The sequence below is a fragment of the Serratia sp. NPDC078593 genome (assembly GCF_050268245.1).
Lineage (GTDB): Bacteria > Pseudomonadota > Gammaproteobacteria > Enterobacterales > Enterobacteriaceae > JBNNGK01.
On the sequence record NZ_JBNNGK010000009.1, the window covers coordinates 150899 to 166128 of the forward strand.

15 protein-coding genes and 1 tRNA gene are annotated in these 15230 nt (G+C 50.3%); 8 read left to right on the forward strand and 8 right to left on the reverse strand.

The features are described 5' to 3' along the window. Nucleotides 1–9: 9 nt before the first annotated feature. A complete protein-coding gene (locus ACQKDS_RS12185; RefSeq protein ID WP_399670649.1) occupies nt 10–1317 on the reverse strand; it encodes an inorganic triphosphatase in 1308 nt (435 codons plus the stop codon). A 279-nt stretch (nt 1318–1596) separates the two neighbouring features. On the opposite strand from ACQKDS_RS12185, the gene ACQKDS_RS12190 reads away from it, so the two are divergent. Both ACQKDS_RS12190 and ACQKDS_RS12195 read left to right on the forward strand, forming a co-directional pair. Then, nucleotides 1597–2214 (forward strand): TIGR04211 family SH3 domain-containing protein, encoded by a 618-nt coding sequence (locus ACQKDS_RS12190; RefSeq protein WP_399670652.1) that lies wholly within the window; start codon nt 1597–1599, stop codon nt 2212–2214. Between the two features lie 294 nt (nt 2215–2508). Beyond that, nucleotides 2509–3753: a multifunctional CCA addition/repair protein gene (locus tag ACQKDS_RS12195; RefSeq protein ID WP_399670655.1), complete on the forward strand. Its 1245-nt coding sequence runs from the start codon at nt 2509–2511 to the stop codon at nt 3751–3753. Nucleotides 3754–3858: 105 nt separating this feature from the next. Here ACQKDS_RS12195 and bacA read toward each other — a convergent pair whose 3' ends face one another. Continuing rightward, a complete protein-coding gene (bacA, locus tag ACQKDS_RS12200; protein WP_399670657.1) occupies nt 3859–4683 on the reverse strand; it encodes an undecaprenyl-diphosphate phosphatase in 825 nt (274 codons plus the stop codon). 123 nt (nt 4684–4806) lie between these two features. Beyond that, nucleotides 4807–5169: a bifunctional dihydroneopterin aldolase/7,8-dihydroneopterin epimerase gene (folB, locus tag ACQKDS_RS12205; protein WP_399670660.1), complete on the reverse strand. Its 363-nt coding sequence runs from the start codon at nt 5167–5169 to the stop codon at nt 4807–4809. A gap of 107 nt (nt 5170–5276) precedes the next feature. On the opposite strand from folB, the gene plsY reads away from it, so the two are divergent. Further along, the gene (plsY, locus tag ACQKDS_RS12210) at nt 5277–5918 is read left to right on the forward strand and encodes a glycerol-3-phosphate 1-O-acyltransferase PlsY (RefSeq protein ID WP_399670663.1); all 642 of its coding nucleotides are present in this window, start codon (nt 5277–5279) and stop codon (nt 5916–5918) included. 65 nt (nt 5919–5983) lie between these two features. Here plsY and tsaD read toward each other — a convergent pair whose 3' ends face one another. After that, nucleotides 5984–6997 (reverse strand): tRNA (adenosine(37)-N6)-threonylcarbamoyltransferase complex transferase subunit TsaD, encoded by a 1014-nt coding sequence (gene tsaD, locus ACQKDS_RS12215; RefSeq protein ID WP_399670666.1) that lies wholly within the window; start codon nt 6995–6997, stop codon nt 5984–5986. A 349-nt stretch (nt 6998–7346) separates the two neighbouring features. Here tsaD and rpsU point away from each other — a divergent pair, with 349 nt between their 5' ends. The 3 genes from rpsU (at nt 7347) to rpoD (ending at nt 11557) form a co-directional block, all read left to right on the forward strand. Beyond that, nucleotides 7347–7562, forward strand: coding sequence for a 30S ribosomal protein S21 (gene rpsU, locus ACQKDS_RS12220; protein ID WP_001144069.1), 216 nt, complete (start codon nt 7347–7349; stop codon nt 7560–7562). Between the two features lie 135 nt (nt 7563–7697). Next, complete coding sequence (gene dnaG, locus ACQKDS_RS12225; protein WP_399670669.1) at nt 7698–9446, forward strand: DNA primase; 1749 nt, start codon at nt 7698–7700, stop codon at nt 9444–9446. Between the two features lie 275 nt (nt 9447–9721). Then, complete coding sequence (rpoD, locus tag ACQKDS_RS12230) at nt 9722–11557, forward strand: RNA polymerase sigma factor RpoD (RefSeq protein WP_399670778.1); 1836 nt, start codon at nt 9722–9724, stop codon at nt 11555–11557. A gap of 239 nt (nt 11558–11796) precedes the next feature. On the opposite strand, the gene ACQKDS_RS12235 is transcribed toward rpoD, so the two are convergent. The 4 genes from ACQKDS_RS12235 to mug all read right to left on the reverse strand — a co-directional run bounded on the left by ACQKDS_RS12235 (nt 11797) and on the right by mug (nt 14241). Next, nucleotides 11797–12264, reverse strand: coding sequence for a hypothetical protein (locus tag ACQKDS_RS12235; protein WP_399670671.1), 468 nt, complete (start codon nt 12262–12264; stop codon nt 11797–11799). An 89-nt stretch (nt 12265–12353) separates the two neighbouring features. After that, complete coding sequence (locus ACQKDS_RS12240; protein WP_399670674.1) at nt 12354–12965, reverse strand: protein rhiA; 612 nt, start codon at nt 12963–12965, stop codon at nt 12354–12356. Between the two features lie 52 nt (nt 12966–13017). Beyond that, nucleotides 13018–13476, reverse strand: coding sequence for a hypothetical protein (locus ACQKDS_RS12245; protein ID WP_399670676.1), 459 nt, complete (start codon nt 13474–13476; stop codon nt 13018–13020). Between the two features lie 264 nt (nt 13477–13740). Continuing rightward, on the reverse strand, nt 13741–14241 hold the full coding sequence (mug, locus tag ACQKDS_RS12250) for a G/U mismatch-specific DNA glycosylase (protein WP_399670781.1): 501 nt from the start codon (nt 14239–14241) through the stop codon (nt 13741–13743). A gap of 148 nt (nt 14242–14389) precedes the next feature. Between mug and ACQKDS_RS12255 the strand changes: the two genes are divergently transcribed. After that, a tRNA-Ile gene (locus ACQKDS_RS12255) sits at nt 14390–14466 on the forward strand. 254 nt (nt 14467–14720) lie between these two features. Then, entirely contained in the window at nt 14721–15173 is a 453-nt protein-coding gene (locus tag ACQKDS_RS12260) for a GNAT family N-acetyltransferase (RefSeq protein WP_399670679.1), read from the forward strand. Nucleotides 15174–15230 lie beyond the last annotated feature (57 nt).

The following is a 15230-nucleotide window of genomic DNA, read 5'->3' on the forward strand; positions in this document are numbered from 1 at the left end:
CGACGATAATTAACGAACTGCGCCGTTTAACCAGAATGGCGCATGTGATAAGGCTTGTTTACGGCAGCCTTCGTACCAACCCTGACGACGTTCGGCCAAAGCGGCATGCAGTTCGCGCCAACTGTCGATGAACGGCCCGGTTTCGTTATCTGGATACGCACCAGAGAGCAAGATCAATGCCGAAAGCTGGCGCGTTAAACGCGGTAACTGTTCTTGATACTCATCGTCATTGAGCCGGCGGCTAAACGCATCTTTCAGCTCTGCCGCACTGCGCCCCAGCATAATGTCGCAAAAGCGTTTGAACGAACCTGCTAACTTAGTCTGCGCCTTGGCATCAATAAAGGCACGCCATGCACCGTTCACCAACCATGATGTGAGTGCCAACTTACATTGCAAATATTCTGCGCTGTAACACAGCACCTGCGGTTGCGTCTGTTTATCCTCTAACAATGGCTCCAACGCGGTCAGCCGAGCACGCAAATCGGCACTCGCTTTGCGCGGTACTAAACCACCAAACACCACCAATGCCTGGCGAACCAAGGCGATAGCTTCCATCACACCTTGTCTGGCCTTCGCATCCCCGCCTAGCCACACCTCTTCATGGTATTGCCAGTGGCTCAACGCCAGTTCAAAGCCGGCGATCATGCCCTGCTCAATGGTTGATTTTGCAGGTGTTTTTAACACGCTAAGCGCACGACGCTCACGCTCAATATTGCCCTGCGCCAGATGATACCCCCGCGCCGCTTTACTCAGGCTCCCCTGACGTAAACCGCCGTGCTCCGCTAATTCAGCCGCCAGTTTCAATACATCAGCGGTATCACCCTGTTTTAACTCCAATTCAATTTCGCACAAGGGTTCAATGTGCTCACCTGCGCTCACTTCCCCTTGATCGAGCCCAACTTCAATCAGGCTATTATCGTAAGTAACTACCCACTTCTCGCGCACAAAATCGGTGCGAAACAGCGGTTGCAGTTGTTGCTGTAACGCCTGTACGTCACAGTCCTGTGGCCAAATCTCGGCGGGGAACTGTGCTAGCGCCAATTCTGGCGTCGCGATCGGCACGTTGTATTCCGGCCGCTGGTGTAGGCCACCGACCACCACGCCGGCGGTTTTGATGGTCATTTCATAGCGATCATCGAAACCCCGAATGCGCAGCCCCATATCATGACGTCGCAGAAAGTTGTCGGCCGTTTCGAAGTAAATATTGGTCAGACGCTGTGGCGCAGCATGTTCATGCGGCCAAGCCGCCAGTTGCGTAGGTAATGCCGCCACCGCAGTGGGCGTAGCGATAAATTTTAGTTCTATTTCAACGGTCATAAGTCTTTTACACCAATAAGTTACGCATTCGAAAGAGGCGTCGGGGCGACGTAGCGGCTGAGCAGGCGGAGCCCACTGGCACACGATGGCGATTATCTTACCGCGATTCACGCTAACCCAACCCTACTGACTGCAGAAAAAAGCGGTTACGCGATAAAATGATGCGCAACTCACAGAATAGAACACAGTAAGATAGTTCCCATTCCGGTTTTGCCGTTGCTTCGTCACACTGAAGCCTCTACTATCGTTCCATAAATTCACACAGAAACGATGAACTAAATGCAGAAATTACGCCTAATTTGCCTCGCGGTGCTGAGCTTCAGCATCGCTTGGGGCGCTCAAGCCGAAGATAAGCGCTATATCTCCGATGAGTTGATTACTTACGTCCATAGCGGCCCGGGTAATCAATACCGTATTGTTGGCACGCTGAACGCGGGCGATGAGGTCACACTGCTCAGTGTGAATGACAGTACCCAATATGGCCAGATCCGCGATGCCAAAGGCCGTAGCGTGTGGATCCCACTCGACCAGCTCAGTGAAACGCCAAGTTTTCGTACCCGGGTGCCTGAGTTGGAACAACAAGTGAAAACCCTCACGGATAAGTTGACCAACATCGATAATAGCTGGAACCAACGCACCGCTGAAATGCAACAAAAAGTCGCCGCCAGCGACAGCATCATCAGTGGGTTGCAACAGGAAAATCAAGAGCTAAAAAACCAATTAGTGGTCGCGCAGAAAAAGGTCAGCGCGGTTAATCTGCAGCTTGATGACAAACAGCGCACCATCATTTTGCAATGGTTCATGTATGGCGGTGGCGTTGCCGGCCTCGGTCTTCTGCTCGGTCTGCTATTGCCACGCCTCATCCCGCGTCGGAAAAACAACCGCTGGATGAACTAAGGCAATATGTAACGTATAAACGCCTTAAGTTGATAACACCGTCACCCTCTCGCCGCATCGGGGCGAGCTATTCGCCCTAGATTCGGCTTGGTGATGTTATCAGCCCCCGCCGGCTTCAATAGCCGGCGGGGCTGTATTCAGGTCTGTTTTATCAGTGCAGCACGCCACCATCAATTCATGTAATCTGAGATCCCCTTTCATACTTCACGCTATATCGTAGTTGGCGACGACAAGCGGCTCGAATTATGCTCAATGAAAGTACCGCGTTTTAATACAGGATTCGGGAGTAACACAGTGAAAACTTATCTCGTCGGTGGCGCAGTGCGCGACCGATTGCTGAAGATACCGGTCGTTGATCGCGATTGGGTGGTGGTCGGCGCCGCGCCAGATGAATTGCTGGCGCTAGGCTATCAACAGGTCGGTAAAGACTTCCCGGTATTCCTCAACCCCAAAAACCATGAAGAATATGCGCTGGCGCGCACCGAGCGCAAATCGGGTCACGGTTACACCGGTTTTAGCTGCTATGCCGCGCCGGATGTCACACTGGAAGAGGATTTACAACGTCGTGATTTAACCATCAATGCTATCGCGCAAACCCTGGATGGCGAGTTGATTGATCCGTATCACGGCGTTGACGATCTGAATGCGAGGGTGTTACGCCACGTCTCCGACGCCTTCGGTGAAGATCCGCTGCGCGTATTGCGCGTCGCGCGTTTTGCCGCCCGCTTCGCCCACCTTGGTTTTAGCATTGCCCCGGAAACCGCGGCGCTGATGCGCCAAATGGCTGACAGCGGCGAGCTCACCACGTTAACCGCCGAACGGGTATGGAAAGAAACTGAAAAAGCCTTACAAAGCGACAGTCCGCAGATTTACTTCCAGGTACTCCGCGATTGTCACGCGTTAGGCGTATTGTTCCCGGAAATCGATGCGCTGTTTGGCGTGCCCGCGCCAGAGAAATGGCATCCGGAAATCGACACCGGTATTCATACGCTAATGACCTTAACGATCGCCGCCCAGCTTAGCCCTGACATTGATGTGCGGTTCTCCGCGCTGTGTCACGATCTTGGCAAGGGCCTGACGCCGAAAGAGCACTGGCCACATCACCACGGACACGGCCCTGCCGGTGTGCCATTGGTCGAGAATCTGTGCCAACGGCTGCGCGTACCGAACCCACTACGCGATCTGGCTAAGCTGGTGACTGAATATCACGACCTCATACATACGGTGGAGAAACTACGGCCGGAAACCCTGCTGAAACTGTTCGACGCTATCGACGTATGGCGTAAACCGCAACGGTTGCAGCAAATGATCCTGACCAGCGAAGCCGATGCGCGCGGCCGCACCGGATTCGAACAAAATCCCTATCCGCAAGGGGATTACCTGCGTGAAGCCTATCAGGTTGCCAATGGGGTTTCGGTGCAAGAGGTCGTCGCAAGCGGTCTGCAAGGGTTAGCTATACGTGATGAAGTCAGGCGGCGTCGGCAAGCGGCTCTGGCCGAATGGAAACGTTCGCAAAGCGCTGAGCTGCCTCAGACGTAAAAAAACCCGCGCTATGCGGGTTCTATCAGAGCATCATCAACGCCACATACTGGTGAGCGTGTCATCAACCGCAAACCGCAGTTTGCGGTTTTTATGCGTTGTGGTTTACATAAAGACCATGTAAACCGCCGCCGCTACAATAAAGCGATAAATGGCGAACGGAACGAAAGAAATACGTTTGATCAGCGTTAAGAAGGTCTTAATGGCAATCAATGCCACCACAAAGGCGGTAACAAAACCGACCACAAACATCGGCAAATCAGACAGCGTGAGGAAATGCAGGCTTTTGTACAAATCCAAAGCGCTAGCCCCCATCATCATCGGCACCGCCAAGATAAAGGAAAACTCGGACGCGGCGTAACGGCTGACCCCCATTAGCATTCCCCCCGCAATAGTCGCACCAGAGCGAGAAAAGCCCGGCCAAAGCGCCAAACATTGGAAACAACCAATCATGAATGCCTGACGATGCGTAATATCATCCAGACCCACCGCGCGCGGTTTCTTCGGCTTTAGCCATTCCGCCGCTAACAGCAGGAAGCCCCCCACAATCAGCGCATACATGACATTTTTCGGTTCAAACAGCGACTTGATCACGTCATGAAACACCAACCCCATGACCACGGCCGGGATCATCGCTAACAGAATATGGCTCAGTTTCAGCCGCCCTGGCGTATGGCCCTCGTGCGCCACCGGCTTGCCACCGAAATGGATACCGATCAAACCGAACAGACGTCGCCAAAACACCACAACAACGGCCAGAATGGATCCCAACTGAATGATCACTTCAAACGTTTTTGCCTTGTCTCCGGTAAAGCCCATCAGCTCACCAACGATAATCATATGCCCCGTCGATGATACCGGCAGAAATTCCGTTAGCCCTTCCACTACGCCGAGTACAAATGCCACAAATAATGAATACATATCCGTCATACGCGCGCTTACCCCTAATCTTTCGCCATAAACATAAAAAAGCGGCACTGTTTAACACACTGCCGCTAAAAAATTCTGATTTTCAGACCAGATTAATGGCCTTAAGTTGCACGTTGATGACGGTTAATCAGCCGAGCGCTGACCCCGTTCAATAATCACGCCAACCCGGCTGGCATGAGCAACCGCCCCTGGCTTGCTGACCTTAATACGGACCCATGGGGATTTAAAGCGCTGGAGTAACATTTCGGATATTTCCTCCGCAACGCGTTCAACCAATGCAAAGCGCCCAGATTCAACATGTTGGATCACGGCATCACTGATATCGGCATAGCTTAAGCAGTCATTGACATCATCACTGGCTGCGGCCTGCCGGTTATCCCAGCCCATTTCGATATCGAACACCAGTTTCTGTCGAATGGTCTGTTCCCAGTCATAAACGCCAATGGTAGTGATTACAGTAAGTTCTTCAATAAATACGATATCCATCACGTCATTCTCTGTTTTTGGCTTTGCCGGATACCACTTCCAGCGGAATATGCGTATTATCCATGGATGTTGCGAGTAAAACGACCATTATTAAACGGAGCCGCGTTATGAGTGCAACCGCGCTTGGCATGATTATCTTCGCGTATCTGTGTGGCTCAATTTCCAGCGCCATCCTGGTTTGCCGGATCGCCAGGCTACCCGATCCCCGTGAACATGGCTCAGGAAACCCCGGTGCAACCAACGTGTTACGTATCGGCGGCCGCCTTGCCGCTGCGGCGGTGCTTGTCTTTGACGTACTGAAAGGGATGCTGCCGGTTTGGCTCGCGTATGCGCTCGACGTACCGCCACTGTACCTTGGGCTGACGGCAATCGCCGCCTGTCTCGGCCACATTTATCCGGTGTTCTTTCACTTTCGTGGGGGAAAAGGCGTTGCCACTGCGTTTGGTGCCATCGCACCGATCGGCTGGGACTTAACCGGCCTGATGACCGGAACCTGGCTACTGACGGTGTTGCTCAGTGGTTATTCTTCATTGGGTGCCATTGTCAGCGCGCTGATTGCTCCCTTTTACGTCTGGTGGTTCAAACCGCAGTTCACCTTCCCGGTCGCTATGCTTTCTTGCCTGATTTTGATGCGGCATCACGATAATATTCAGCGCTTGTGGCGCGGGCAGGAAGGAAAAATCTGGGGCAAACTCCGCAAGAAAAAGCATGAGAGCGCAGCGGTTGAGAAATCAGACGATAATCAATAAGACAAGGCCGGGGTAACCGGCCTGCTAACTAACGCCCCTCTTTACGTCACCGCACGCCGGTGTTTTTATACGGCAGGCAGTTCCGCCAACGGCCAACGAGGGCGCACCGACACGCTTAACTCTGGATTAGCACCGCTTTTTAAGCGCACCATCCCTGCGTAGGCGATCATCGCACCGTTATCAGTACAAAACTCCGGGCGAGCATAAAAGACTTCTCCCCCACGTTTTTGCATCATTTCCGCCAGCTTGGCGCGTAAGGTACGGTTGGCACTGACGCCGCCGGCCATCACCAAACGTTTAAAACCGGTTTGCTCTAGTGCGCGTTTGCATTTAATCGCCAGCGTATCAACCACCGCATCTTCAAATGCACGTGCAATATCGGCACGGGTTTGATCATCACCGCCATTAGCGCGGATGGTATTGGCAGCAAAGGTTTTCAACCCCGAAAAACTGAAGTCCAGCCCGGGGCGATCGGTCATTGGCCGCGGGAAAGTAAAGCGCCCAGCAGTACCTTGCTGCGCCATTTTCGACAACATCGGCCCACCGGGATAATCCAACCCTAATAATTTAGCCGTTTTGTCGAAGGCTTCACCAGCCGCATCGTCAATCGATTCGCCCAACAAGGTGTATTCACCAATGCCGGTCACGCTGATCAACTGGGTATGGCCGCCGGACACCAGCAACGCCACAAACGGGAACGCCGGTGGATTATCTTCCAACATCGGCGCCAGCAAGTGGCCTTCCATATGATGTACTGGCACGGCCGGTACATTCCAGGCAAACGCCAACGCGCGGCCAATAGTCGCACCGACCAACAGCGCACCCACCAAGCCAGGCCCTGCGGTATAAGCCACCCCGTCGATATCAGCCGCCGTTAGATTGGCTTCTTTTAACGCAGCCTGAATCAGCGGCACGGTTTTGCGCACGTGATCGCGTGAGGCCAATTCCGGCACCACGCCACCGTAGTCCGCGTGCAACTTCACTTGGCTGTATAATTGATTGGCTAACAAACCGGCTTGATCGTCATACACTGCAATTCCGGTTTCATCGCAGGACGTTTCTATACCCAGTACTCGCATTACCCTTCCCACTCATTCACGTGCGGCCGCCAGTTTAGCACAAACGCCGGAGTTTACCGCCAGCCGTACGCAGTTTGCCGATGCCAGCAAGCTATGTTCATGATTCTCGAAACAAATGTTACTGTGATTAAAAACAAGCAATTTTTCCTGATTAGTCTATAATCAGCGACCGATGCAAAATTGCGCCATATTGATCGGATAGCATTCGGGTCGGCGCTCGGTGCGAGTTGGGTTTCTCTTTGAGTTGGTGCTTTACAAAGCAGCGCCCATTGGAGTAAAATTCCGCACCATTTTGAAAAGGCTGGCGCTTGGCCAGCAGCAAACCGAATTCTATTGAGGTGAGAGGCACATGCCGGTAATTAAAGTACGTGAAAACGAGCCATTTGACGTTGCTCTGCGTCGTTTCAAGCGTTCCTGCGAAAAAGCAGGTGTTTTAGCTGAAGTTCGTCGTCGTGAGTTCTATGAAAAACCGACTACCGAACGTAAACGCGCTAAAGCTTCTGCTGTGAAACGTCACGCGAAGAAACTGGCTCGCGAAAACGCACGCCGCACTCGTCTGTATTAATCCTTCGGGGGTAACCCCGCCGCGTGATTTTTTCTTTTTCAAGAACACGCAGACCGAGTAGTTGCATACGAAGGCCGTGCTTTCCGAAAGGAATGCGCGGCTTGTTCTCGTTTATAGGCAGTCGAACCGGGGCTTATGGCTGGACGAATTCCGCGTGTATTTATCAATGACTTGCTGGCGCGCACCGACATCGTCGATTTGATCGACGCACGGGTGAAGCTCAAGAAGCAAGGCAAAAACTATCACGCGTGCTGCCCGTTCCACCACGAAAAAACGCCTTCATTCACCGTTAACGGGGAAAAACAGTTTTACCACTGTTTTGGTTGTGGTGCACACGGCAACGCCGTCGATTTCCTGATGAATTACGACAGGCTGGAGTTTGTCGAAACCATCGAGGAACTGGCAACCATGCACGGGCTGGAAGTGCCCTACGAGGCAGGTTCAGGGCCAACCCAGATCGAACGCCATCAACGTCAGAGTCTTTATCAACTGATGGAACAGCTCAGCGCGTTCTATCAACAATCAATGCAGCAACCTAACGCTAAGCAGGCGCGTGACTACCTGCAACAACGTGGGTTAAGTGATGAAGTTATCCGCCATTTCGCTATCGGTTTTGCACCCGTTGGTTGGGATAACGCCTTAAAACGGTTTGGCCGTGACGCCGAAAGCCGTGCCGCATTGAACGATGCTGGCATGCTGGTGACTAACGATCAGGGGCGGACCTACGATCGTTTCCGTGAACGCGTGATGTTTCCGATTCGCGATAAACGCGGGCGTGTGATTGCCTTTGGCGGGCGCGTGTTGGGCGAAGGTATGCCAAAATACCTGAACTCGCCGGAAACAGAAGTATTCCATAAAGGCCGTCAATTATACGGCCTGTACGAAGCGCAGCAGAGCCATTCCACCCTACAACGTTTATTAGTCGTGGAAGGGTATATGGACGTGGTGGCGCTGGCGCAATTCGGCATCGATTATGCCGTCGCCTCGCTCGGAACCTCGACAACGGCTGAACATATTCAGCTGCTGTTCCGCGCCACCGATAACGTTGTCTGCTGTTACGACGGCGACCGCGCTGGCCGTGAAGCGGCTTGGCGCGCGCTGGAAACCGCACTGCCCTACCTTAACGATGGGCGACAATTGCGGTTTATGTTTTTGCCCGACGGCGAAGACCCGGACACATTAGTACGTAAAGAGGGCAAAGAGGCTTTCGAACAACGGATGGAGCAGGCGCAGCCGCTTTCCACCTTCCTGTTCGAAACATTAATGCCGCAGGTCGACCTGAGCAGCCCTGATGGGCGCGCTAAACTGAGCACGTTGGCATTACCGCTGATCACCCAAGTACCGGGTGAAACGCTGCGCTTATACCTGCGCCAACAGCTTGGCAGCAAACTGGGTCTGTTGGACGACAGCCAGCTCGACAAACTGATGCCTAAGCAGACGGAAAATACGAATACTTATCAGCCGCCCCAGCTAAAACGCACAACCATGCGTATACTGATAGGACTACTGATACAGAATCCGCATTTAGCCACCCTAGTGCCAGCATTAGATGGGTTAGAGCAAACTAAACAGGCAGGTTTACCGCTGTTTGTCGAGTTAGTGCAAACCTGTTTGTCGCAACCGGGTCTGACTACCGGGCAACTGTTAGAGTTGTATCGCGATAACAAATTTAGCCAACAGCTTGAAACGTTGGCGACATGGAACCATATGATCGTTGAGGATATGGTTGAACAAACATTTCTGGACACGCTGGCTAGCCTGTATGACTCCGTGCTCGAGCAGCGGCTGGAAACGTTGATCGCCCAGGCCAGAACGCACGGCCTGAGCCCAGAAGAGCGAGAAGAAGTGCGCTCTCTCAATCAAGTTTTAGCGAAGAAAAACTGAATTTAGCCAACATTATTCACGTTTCAGGTAGACGGCAACTGAACAAATCCTATGCGTTTACTCAAGTAACTGATTCGGGTAAGAGCAAGCAGCCGCCCCCCTGAGGCGTGAAACATGAAGAATACAACGGCTTAAGTGCCGATAAACGCGAGGGCAAAGCCCTGCAACATGCCGCCATAGTGGGCCGCGGCTATAACCAATACGCCCCAAATGCTATTGTTGGCGGTTTCGCCGACCGACACCAACCCAATACTCTGAAGTGTGGATACCGTCTTATGGAGCAAAACCCGCAGTCACAGCTGAAGCTACTTGTCACCCGTGGTAAGGAGCAAGGCTATCTGACCTATGCTGAGGTCAATGACCATCTGCCGGAAGATATCGTCGACTCCGACCAGATCGAAGACATCATCCAGATGATTAACGACATGGGCATCCAGGTGATGGAAGAAGCACCGGACGCCGATGACCTGCTGCTTGCTGAAAACTCAAACAGCACAGACGAAGATGCAGAAGAAGCCGCAGCGCAAGTTCTGTCTAGCGTAGAATCTGAAATCGGGCGTACCACTGACCCTGTTCGCATGTACATGCGTGAAATGGGTACCGTCGAATTGCTGACGCGTGAGGGCGAAATTGACATCGCCAAACGTATCGAAGATGGTATCAACCAGGTGCAATGCTCGGTTGCTGAATACCCGGAAGCCATTACTTATCTGTTGGAACAATACGATCGGGTTGAAGCGGGCGAGTCTCGCCTGTCCGATCTGATCACCGGTTTCGTCGATCCGAATGCGGAAGAAGAAATTGCCCCTACCGCTACCCATATCGGTTCTGAGTTGTCGACTGAAGAACAAAATGACGACGATGAAGAAGACGATGATGACGACGCTGAAGACGATAACAGCATCGATCCGGAGCTGGCGCGCCAGAAGTTCACCGACTTGCGCGAGCAGTATGAAGCCACGCGTCAGGTGATCAAAGCCAACGGCCGCAGCCATGCCAAAGCCGCAGAAGAAATTCTGAAGCTGTCCGACGTGTTCAAACAGTTCCGCCTGGTGCCTAAGCAGTTCGACTTCTTGGTCAACAGCATGCGTACCATGATGGATCGCGTCCGTACGCAGGAACGCATCATCATGAAGCTGTGTGTTGAACAGTGCAAAATGCCGAAGAAAAACTTCGTCACGTTGTTCGCTGGCAACGAAACCAGCAACACATGGTTTGAAGCGGCATTAGCAATGGCTAAACCGTGGTCTGAAAAACTGAAAGACGTTGCCGAAGACGTTCAACGCAGCCTGCAGAAACTGCGCCAGATCGAAGAAGAAACCGGCCTGACCATTGAGCAAGTCAAAGATATCAACCGTCGTATGTCGATCGGTGAAGCGAAAGCCCGCCGTGCGAAGAAAGAGATGGTTGAAGCAAACTTGCGTCTGGTTATTTCTATCGCCAAGAAATACACCAACCGTGGCCTGCAATTCTTGGATCTGATCCAGGAAGGTAACATCGGTCTGATGAAGGCTGTTGATAAGTTCGAATACCGTCGTGGTTATAAGTTCTCCACCTATGCAACCTGGTGGATCCGTCAGGCGATCACCCGTTCTATCGCCGATCAGGCGCGTACCATCCGTATCCCGGTGCATATGATTGAGACTATCAACAAACTCAACCGTATTTCGCGCCAGATGCTGCAAGAAATGGGTCGCGAGCCAACGCCGGAAGAACTGGCTGAACGCATGCTGATGCCAGAAGACAAGATCCGCAAAGTGCTGAAGATCGCCAAAGAACCAATCTCCATGGAAACCCCTATCGGTGATGATGAAGATTCGCATCTGGGTGATTTCATCGAGGATACCACCCTCGAGCTGCCGCTGGATTCCGCGACCTCCGAAAGCCTGCGCTCTGCGACGCACGACGTGCTGGCTGGCCTGACGGCGCGTGAAGCGAAAGTACTGCGTATGCGTTTCGGTATCGATATGAACACCGATCATACGTTGGAAGAAGTGGGTAAACAGTTCGACGTAACCCGCGAGCGTATTCGTCAGATCGAAGCGAAAGCCTTGCGCAAACTGCGCCACCCTAGCCGTTCAGAAGTGCTGCGTAGCTTCCTGGATGACTAAGGTCGAAGGTTAAACATAGAGTGTGAAATAGCCCCGGCATTGCCCGGGGCTATTTTTTTATAACGTACATACTGGCCTTGATAATGAGTCAGTTATACCCTTCATACTTCAAGTTGCTTGGGTGTTGGCTTCCTTCCTTTCCCTAGTCACAGCGTCGACTATGCTCCAAAGGACTCAGTCAGTTGCCGCCTACAAGCAACTCGAATTATCTTGGGTATATCCATTATATTGCTCACGCTTTACTGTAATGTCACCGGTATCCATTTAGGATTATCAGGCAGAGGAATAAGTCCACTGCTTGCACCGTTAATACCAAACACCCCTGAATTTTGATGATCGACAGCAAAGTAGACATAGAAAGTTTCAGCAAAACTGAGCATTTCTTCTGTATTATCCGCTGATTCACAGGCATCAATATACACATTACCCACATAGTCCGGTGGAAACTTACTCGCTAGGCTTTGATAAAGCGTATTACCATTAATATAAAAGTCTCGATTGGTATCTCCATCACCGATTACCGGCAAACCATTATCCCCAAGAAATGCGCCATGGGCAATAATGAAGAGATTTTCGTCTGCTTTAAGCATCGGCAAGTCATCATGAAATACCTGGTAACGTTGACCATAAACCAACGGATACTTGAGAATAGATCGGTTAGCTACGGATATTAAATTACTATCATCTGTACATACGACAAGTATCATATTAATTCTCCTGCTGAATTAAACTATCTAAGCCAACCCATATAAACATCATACTATTAATGATATAGGCTGATCTTAAAGTCAGTATTTTAAATAACGCTTTTTACCGACCATGTATTATCCATCAATAACTCCACTTCAAGTTCATACACATTTGGAGGGAAGTCTAATTGCTGTTGATTGGTAATTTCACTGATATCCAAAACCTGTCCAGAGGTATAATTACCAAACGCAATCCAATACGTCGGGTGCGGCGTGAAATTTAGGTTCAGGTTGGGCTGGGCTTGTACAACAAAAGTACCTGCCCCTGACATGCCGATCCCCACCGATGCAATATCAAGAGGAAGGCTACTATCATGTGTAATATAGAGTGTTCCATCGCGATTACCTTTGCCAAGGTTATCAAACTTGAACGCCCCCTTTTCATACTTCAATGTGACCTGGTTTTTGTTAACGAGATCGGCCGGTAGCACCTGCGAAGCATCAAAATTGACGCCCGGTAACAATACCCCTGTCTCATCCCATACGTAGCTATAATCGATATTCCAATCAAACTGCACGTTGGTATTAGGATGTGCAGCCTTTGAGAACCAAGCTAACGACATAATATTAGGATCGTCAATATCGGGTAACGTCTGATAGATACAAGCTTTGCCATAATTTGAAGAGTGATTCTTAAAATTAACTTTATACTTAGTCATGGTGATCTCCTAATTTACAATTGATAGTTAACACTATTTACGACCTTCCTTTTTAAACAGAAACATCACGCTTAGCTTTAATTAAACGTATGTTTCTCATTGTGACCCCAAACGTTTTAGTTAAAAACATTGTGGGCACATCCTCTTTCATTGCCAACTGCATGGCAGCACGGCGTATTGCCATAAACACCCCCCATGCAGAGGGCAATTCTAAATAACCCGACACGTCAGATTTTTTATATAATCGTTGATAGCTGTGTTCCGTCATGGATATATTATATATTTTATAAAACTCTTTCCTCTCCGGTGGCATATGTATCTTTCGACCACCAAAGCAATACACCAAATTAAATAAATCTGAAAACCCACTTTGAGCTGCTATTTCAGAAGCGACCCACGGCATTGCCGAAAGGATATTCACTCGATATTTTTCACAAAATTCGATAAGTTTGCTCTCCCTTTCAGAATGCCTGACTGGAAGCCCTGAAAATAACTCTTCCCACTCATCCATGCATTGATGTTGTTCCTTTAATTCACCCATCATTACCCCCAAATTATTTTTGAATTTGTGGAACAACCACCTCGAAGGAGATGATGGAATAAGTTTTAGCGTAGTTAGAATATTTCACACGGGGGAAGTATTCCCCGAAGGGAATTTGTGAGCGAGTTAAATATAAATTTATCCGGATAGTAACAGAGCAAATTATTAGGTGAGATAAAATTGGATATTATTTAATAACACACCATATAATACTGACTGAATCACTTTAAACTATCAAACAGCCGCATTTCTCAAGCCATTGGCAAGCTGACGATAACTTTCTGTCAACTGTTCCAACGTTGCACGGTTAAGACCGCTAGGGTTTGGCAATAGCCAAACCTCAGTATCGCCGATAGTCATAGGCTGACGCCCCCAACTCACCTTTCGGATGCCAAATGCATCGCTGAAGGCCTGTTTACCCAGAATCGCCAATGCGCGCGGTTGGTAATGCAGGATTTTCTCTTTTAATACCTCACCACCGTGGCGCAGCTCGTCGCGCGCTAATTCACTGGCCGCCACGGTTGGCCGTGCCACCAATGCCGTAATACCGCAGCCATACTCTTGCAACCGTTGCCACTGCGCCGGTGCCAGCTGAGAGGCGGTAAACCCCGCCTGATGAAGCACTTTCCAAAAGCGATTACTGCCGTTAGCAAACGGATAGCCCTGATGGGCGGAGGCAAGACCCGGATTAATGCCGCAAAATACCACCTGCAGATTGGGTAACAAGAGTTCCATCATCGCTGAGCGTCCATTTAAGAGATTTATACAGGTTATCGTAAAATCTGTGAGTAATTACAACAAGCTATAAGTGTTTATAAAAACGCCAATCAGCCAACTAGCTGTAGACCTGAGCCGTCTGGTTACCGTATAATCTCGCCCGTCAGGCCCCTTAGCTCAGTTGGTTAGAGCACGCGACTCATAATCGCTTGGTCACTGGTTCAAGTCCAGTAGGGGCCACCAAATAAAAAAAGGCGTCATATGAGAAATCATCTGACGCCTTTTTCGTTTTATACGAATCGGGTCAGATAATGCATCGCCTCAATGCCCTCGCCATCTCACCGTGTCTTTACCTGAAAAAAAGAGCGCTTGGACTTCTCTGGGATACCTCAGAGCGGTAACTTTCGCATTATCTCACCAACTCAAAGGGTATGATTGTGGCTCTGAGTTGTGAATTAACTTTCAGCCGCGATCCTTAAAAACATAAGGCATAGTGCATGACCATTTTATCCATTCGTGAAAATCCGCATCTGCTCGCAGCAGCCATCAATTATTTTCAACAAAAATGGGCATCAGAAGAGACCATGATGCTTTACCACGATGCGATTACACGGGCGATCGGTGCGGAAAACCCTTTACCACAATGGTATTTACTGTTCGAAAATCAGCAAATCATCGGCTGTGCCGGATTAATAACCAATGATTTCATCAGTCGGGTGGAGCTTTATCCGTGGTTATGTGCGCTGTTTATTGAAGAAACACACCGTGGACAAGGGAAAGCCAAACAGTTGATCCAACATGTGGCACAGCATGCGAAACAGCTCGGGTTCAATAAATTGCACCTTTGTACCGATTTGGAAGGATTTTACGAACAGTCAAACTTCCTTTTCGATGGCATCGGCTATCATCCATGGGGAGAGTCATCCCGAGTCTATACTTTACCGTTATAATCAGGGCTCAACTGAGCCGCGTGCTCGTCTCTATCATCAATCTCAAACCATTTGTTG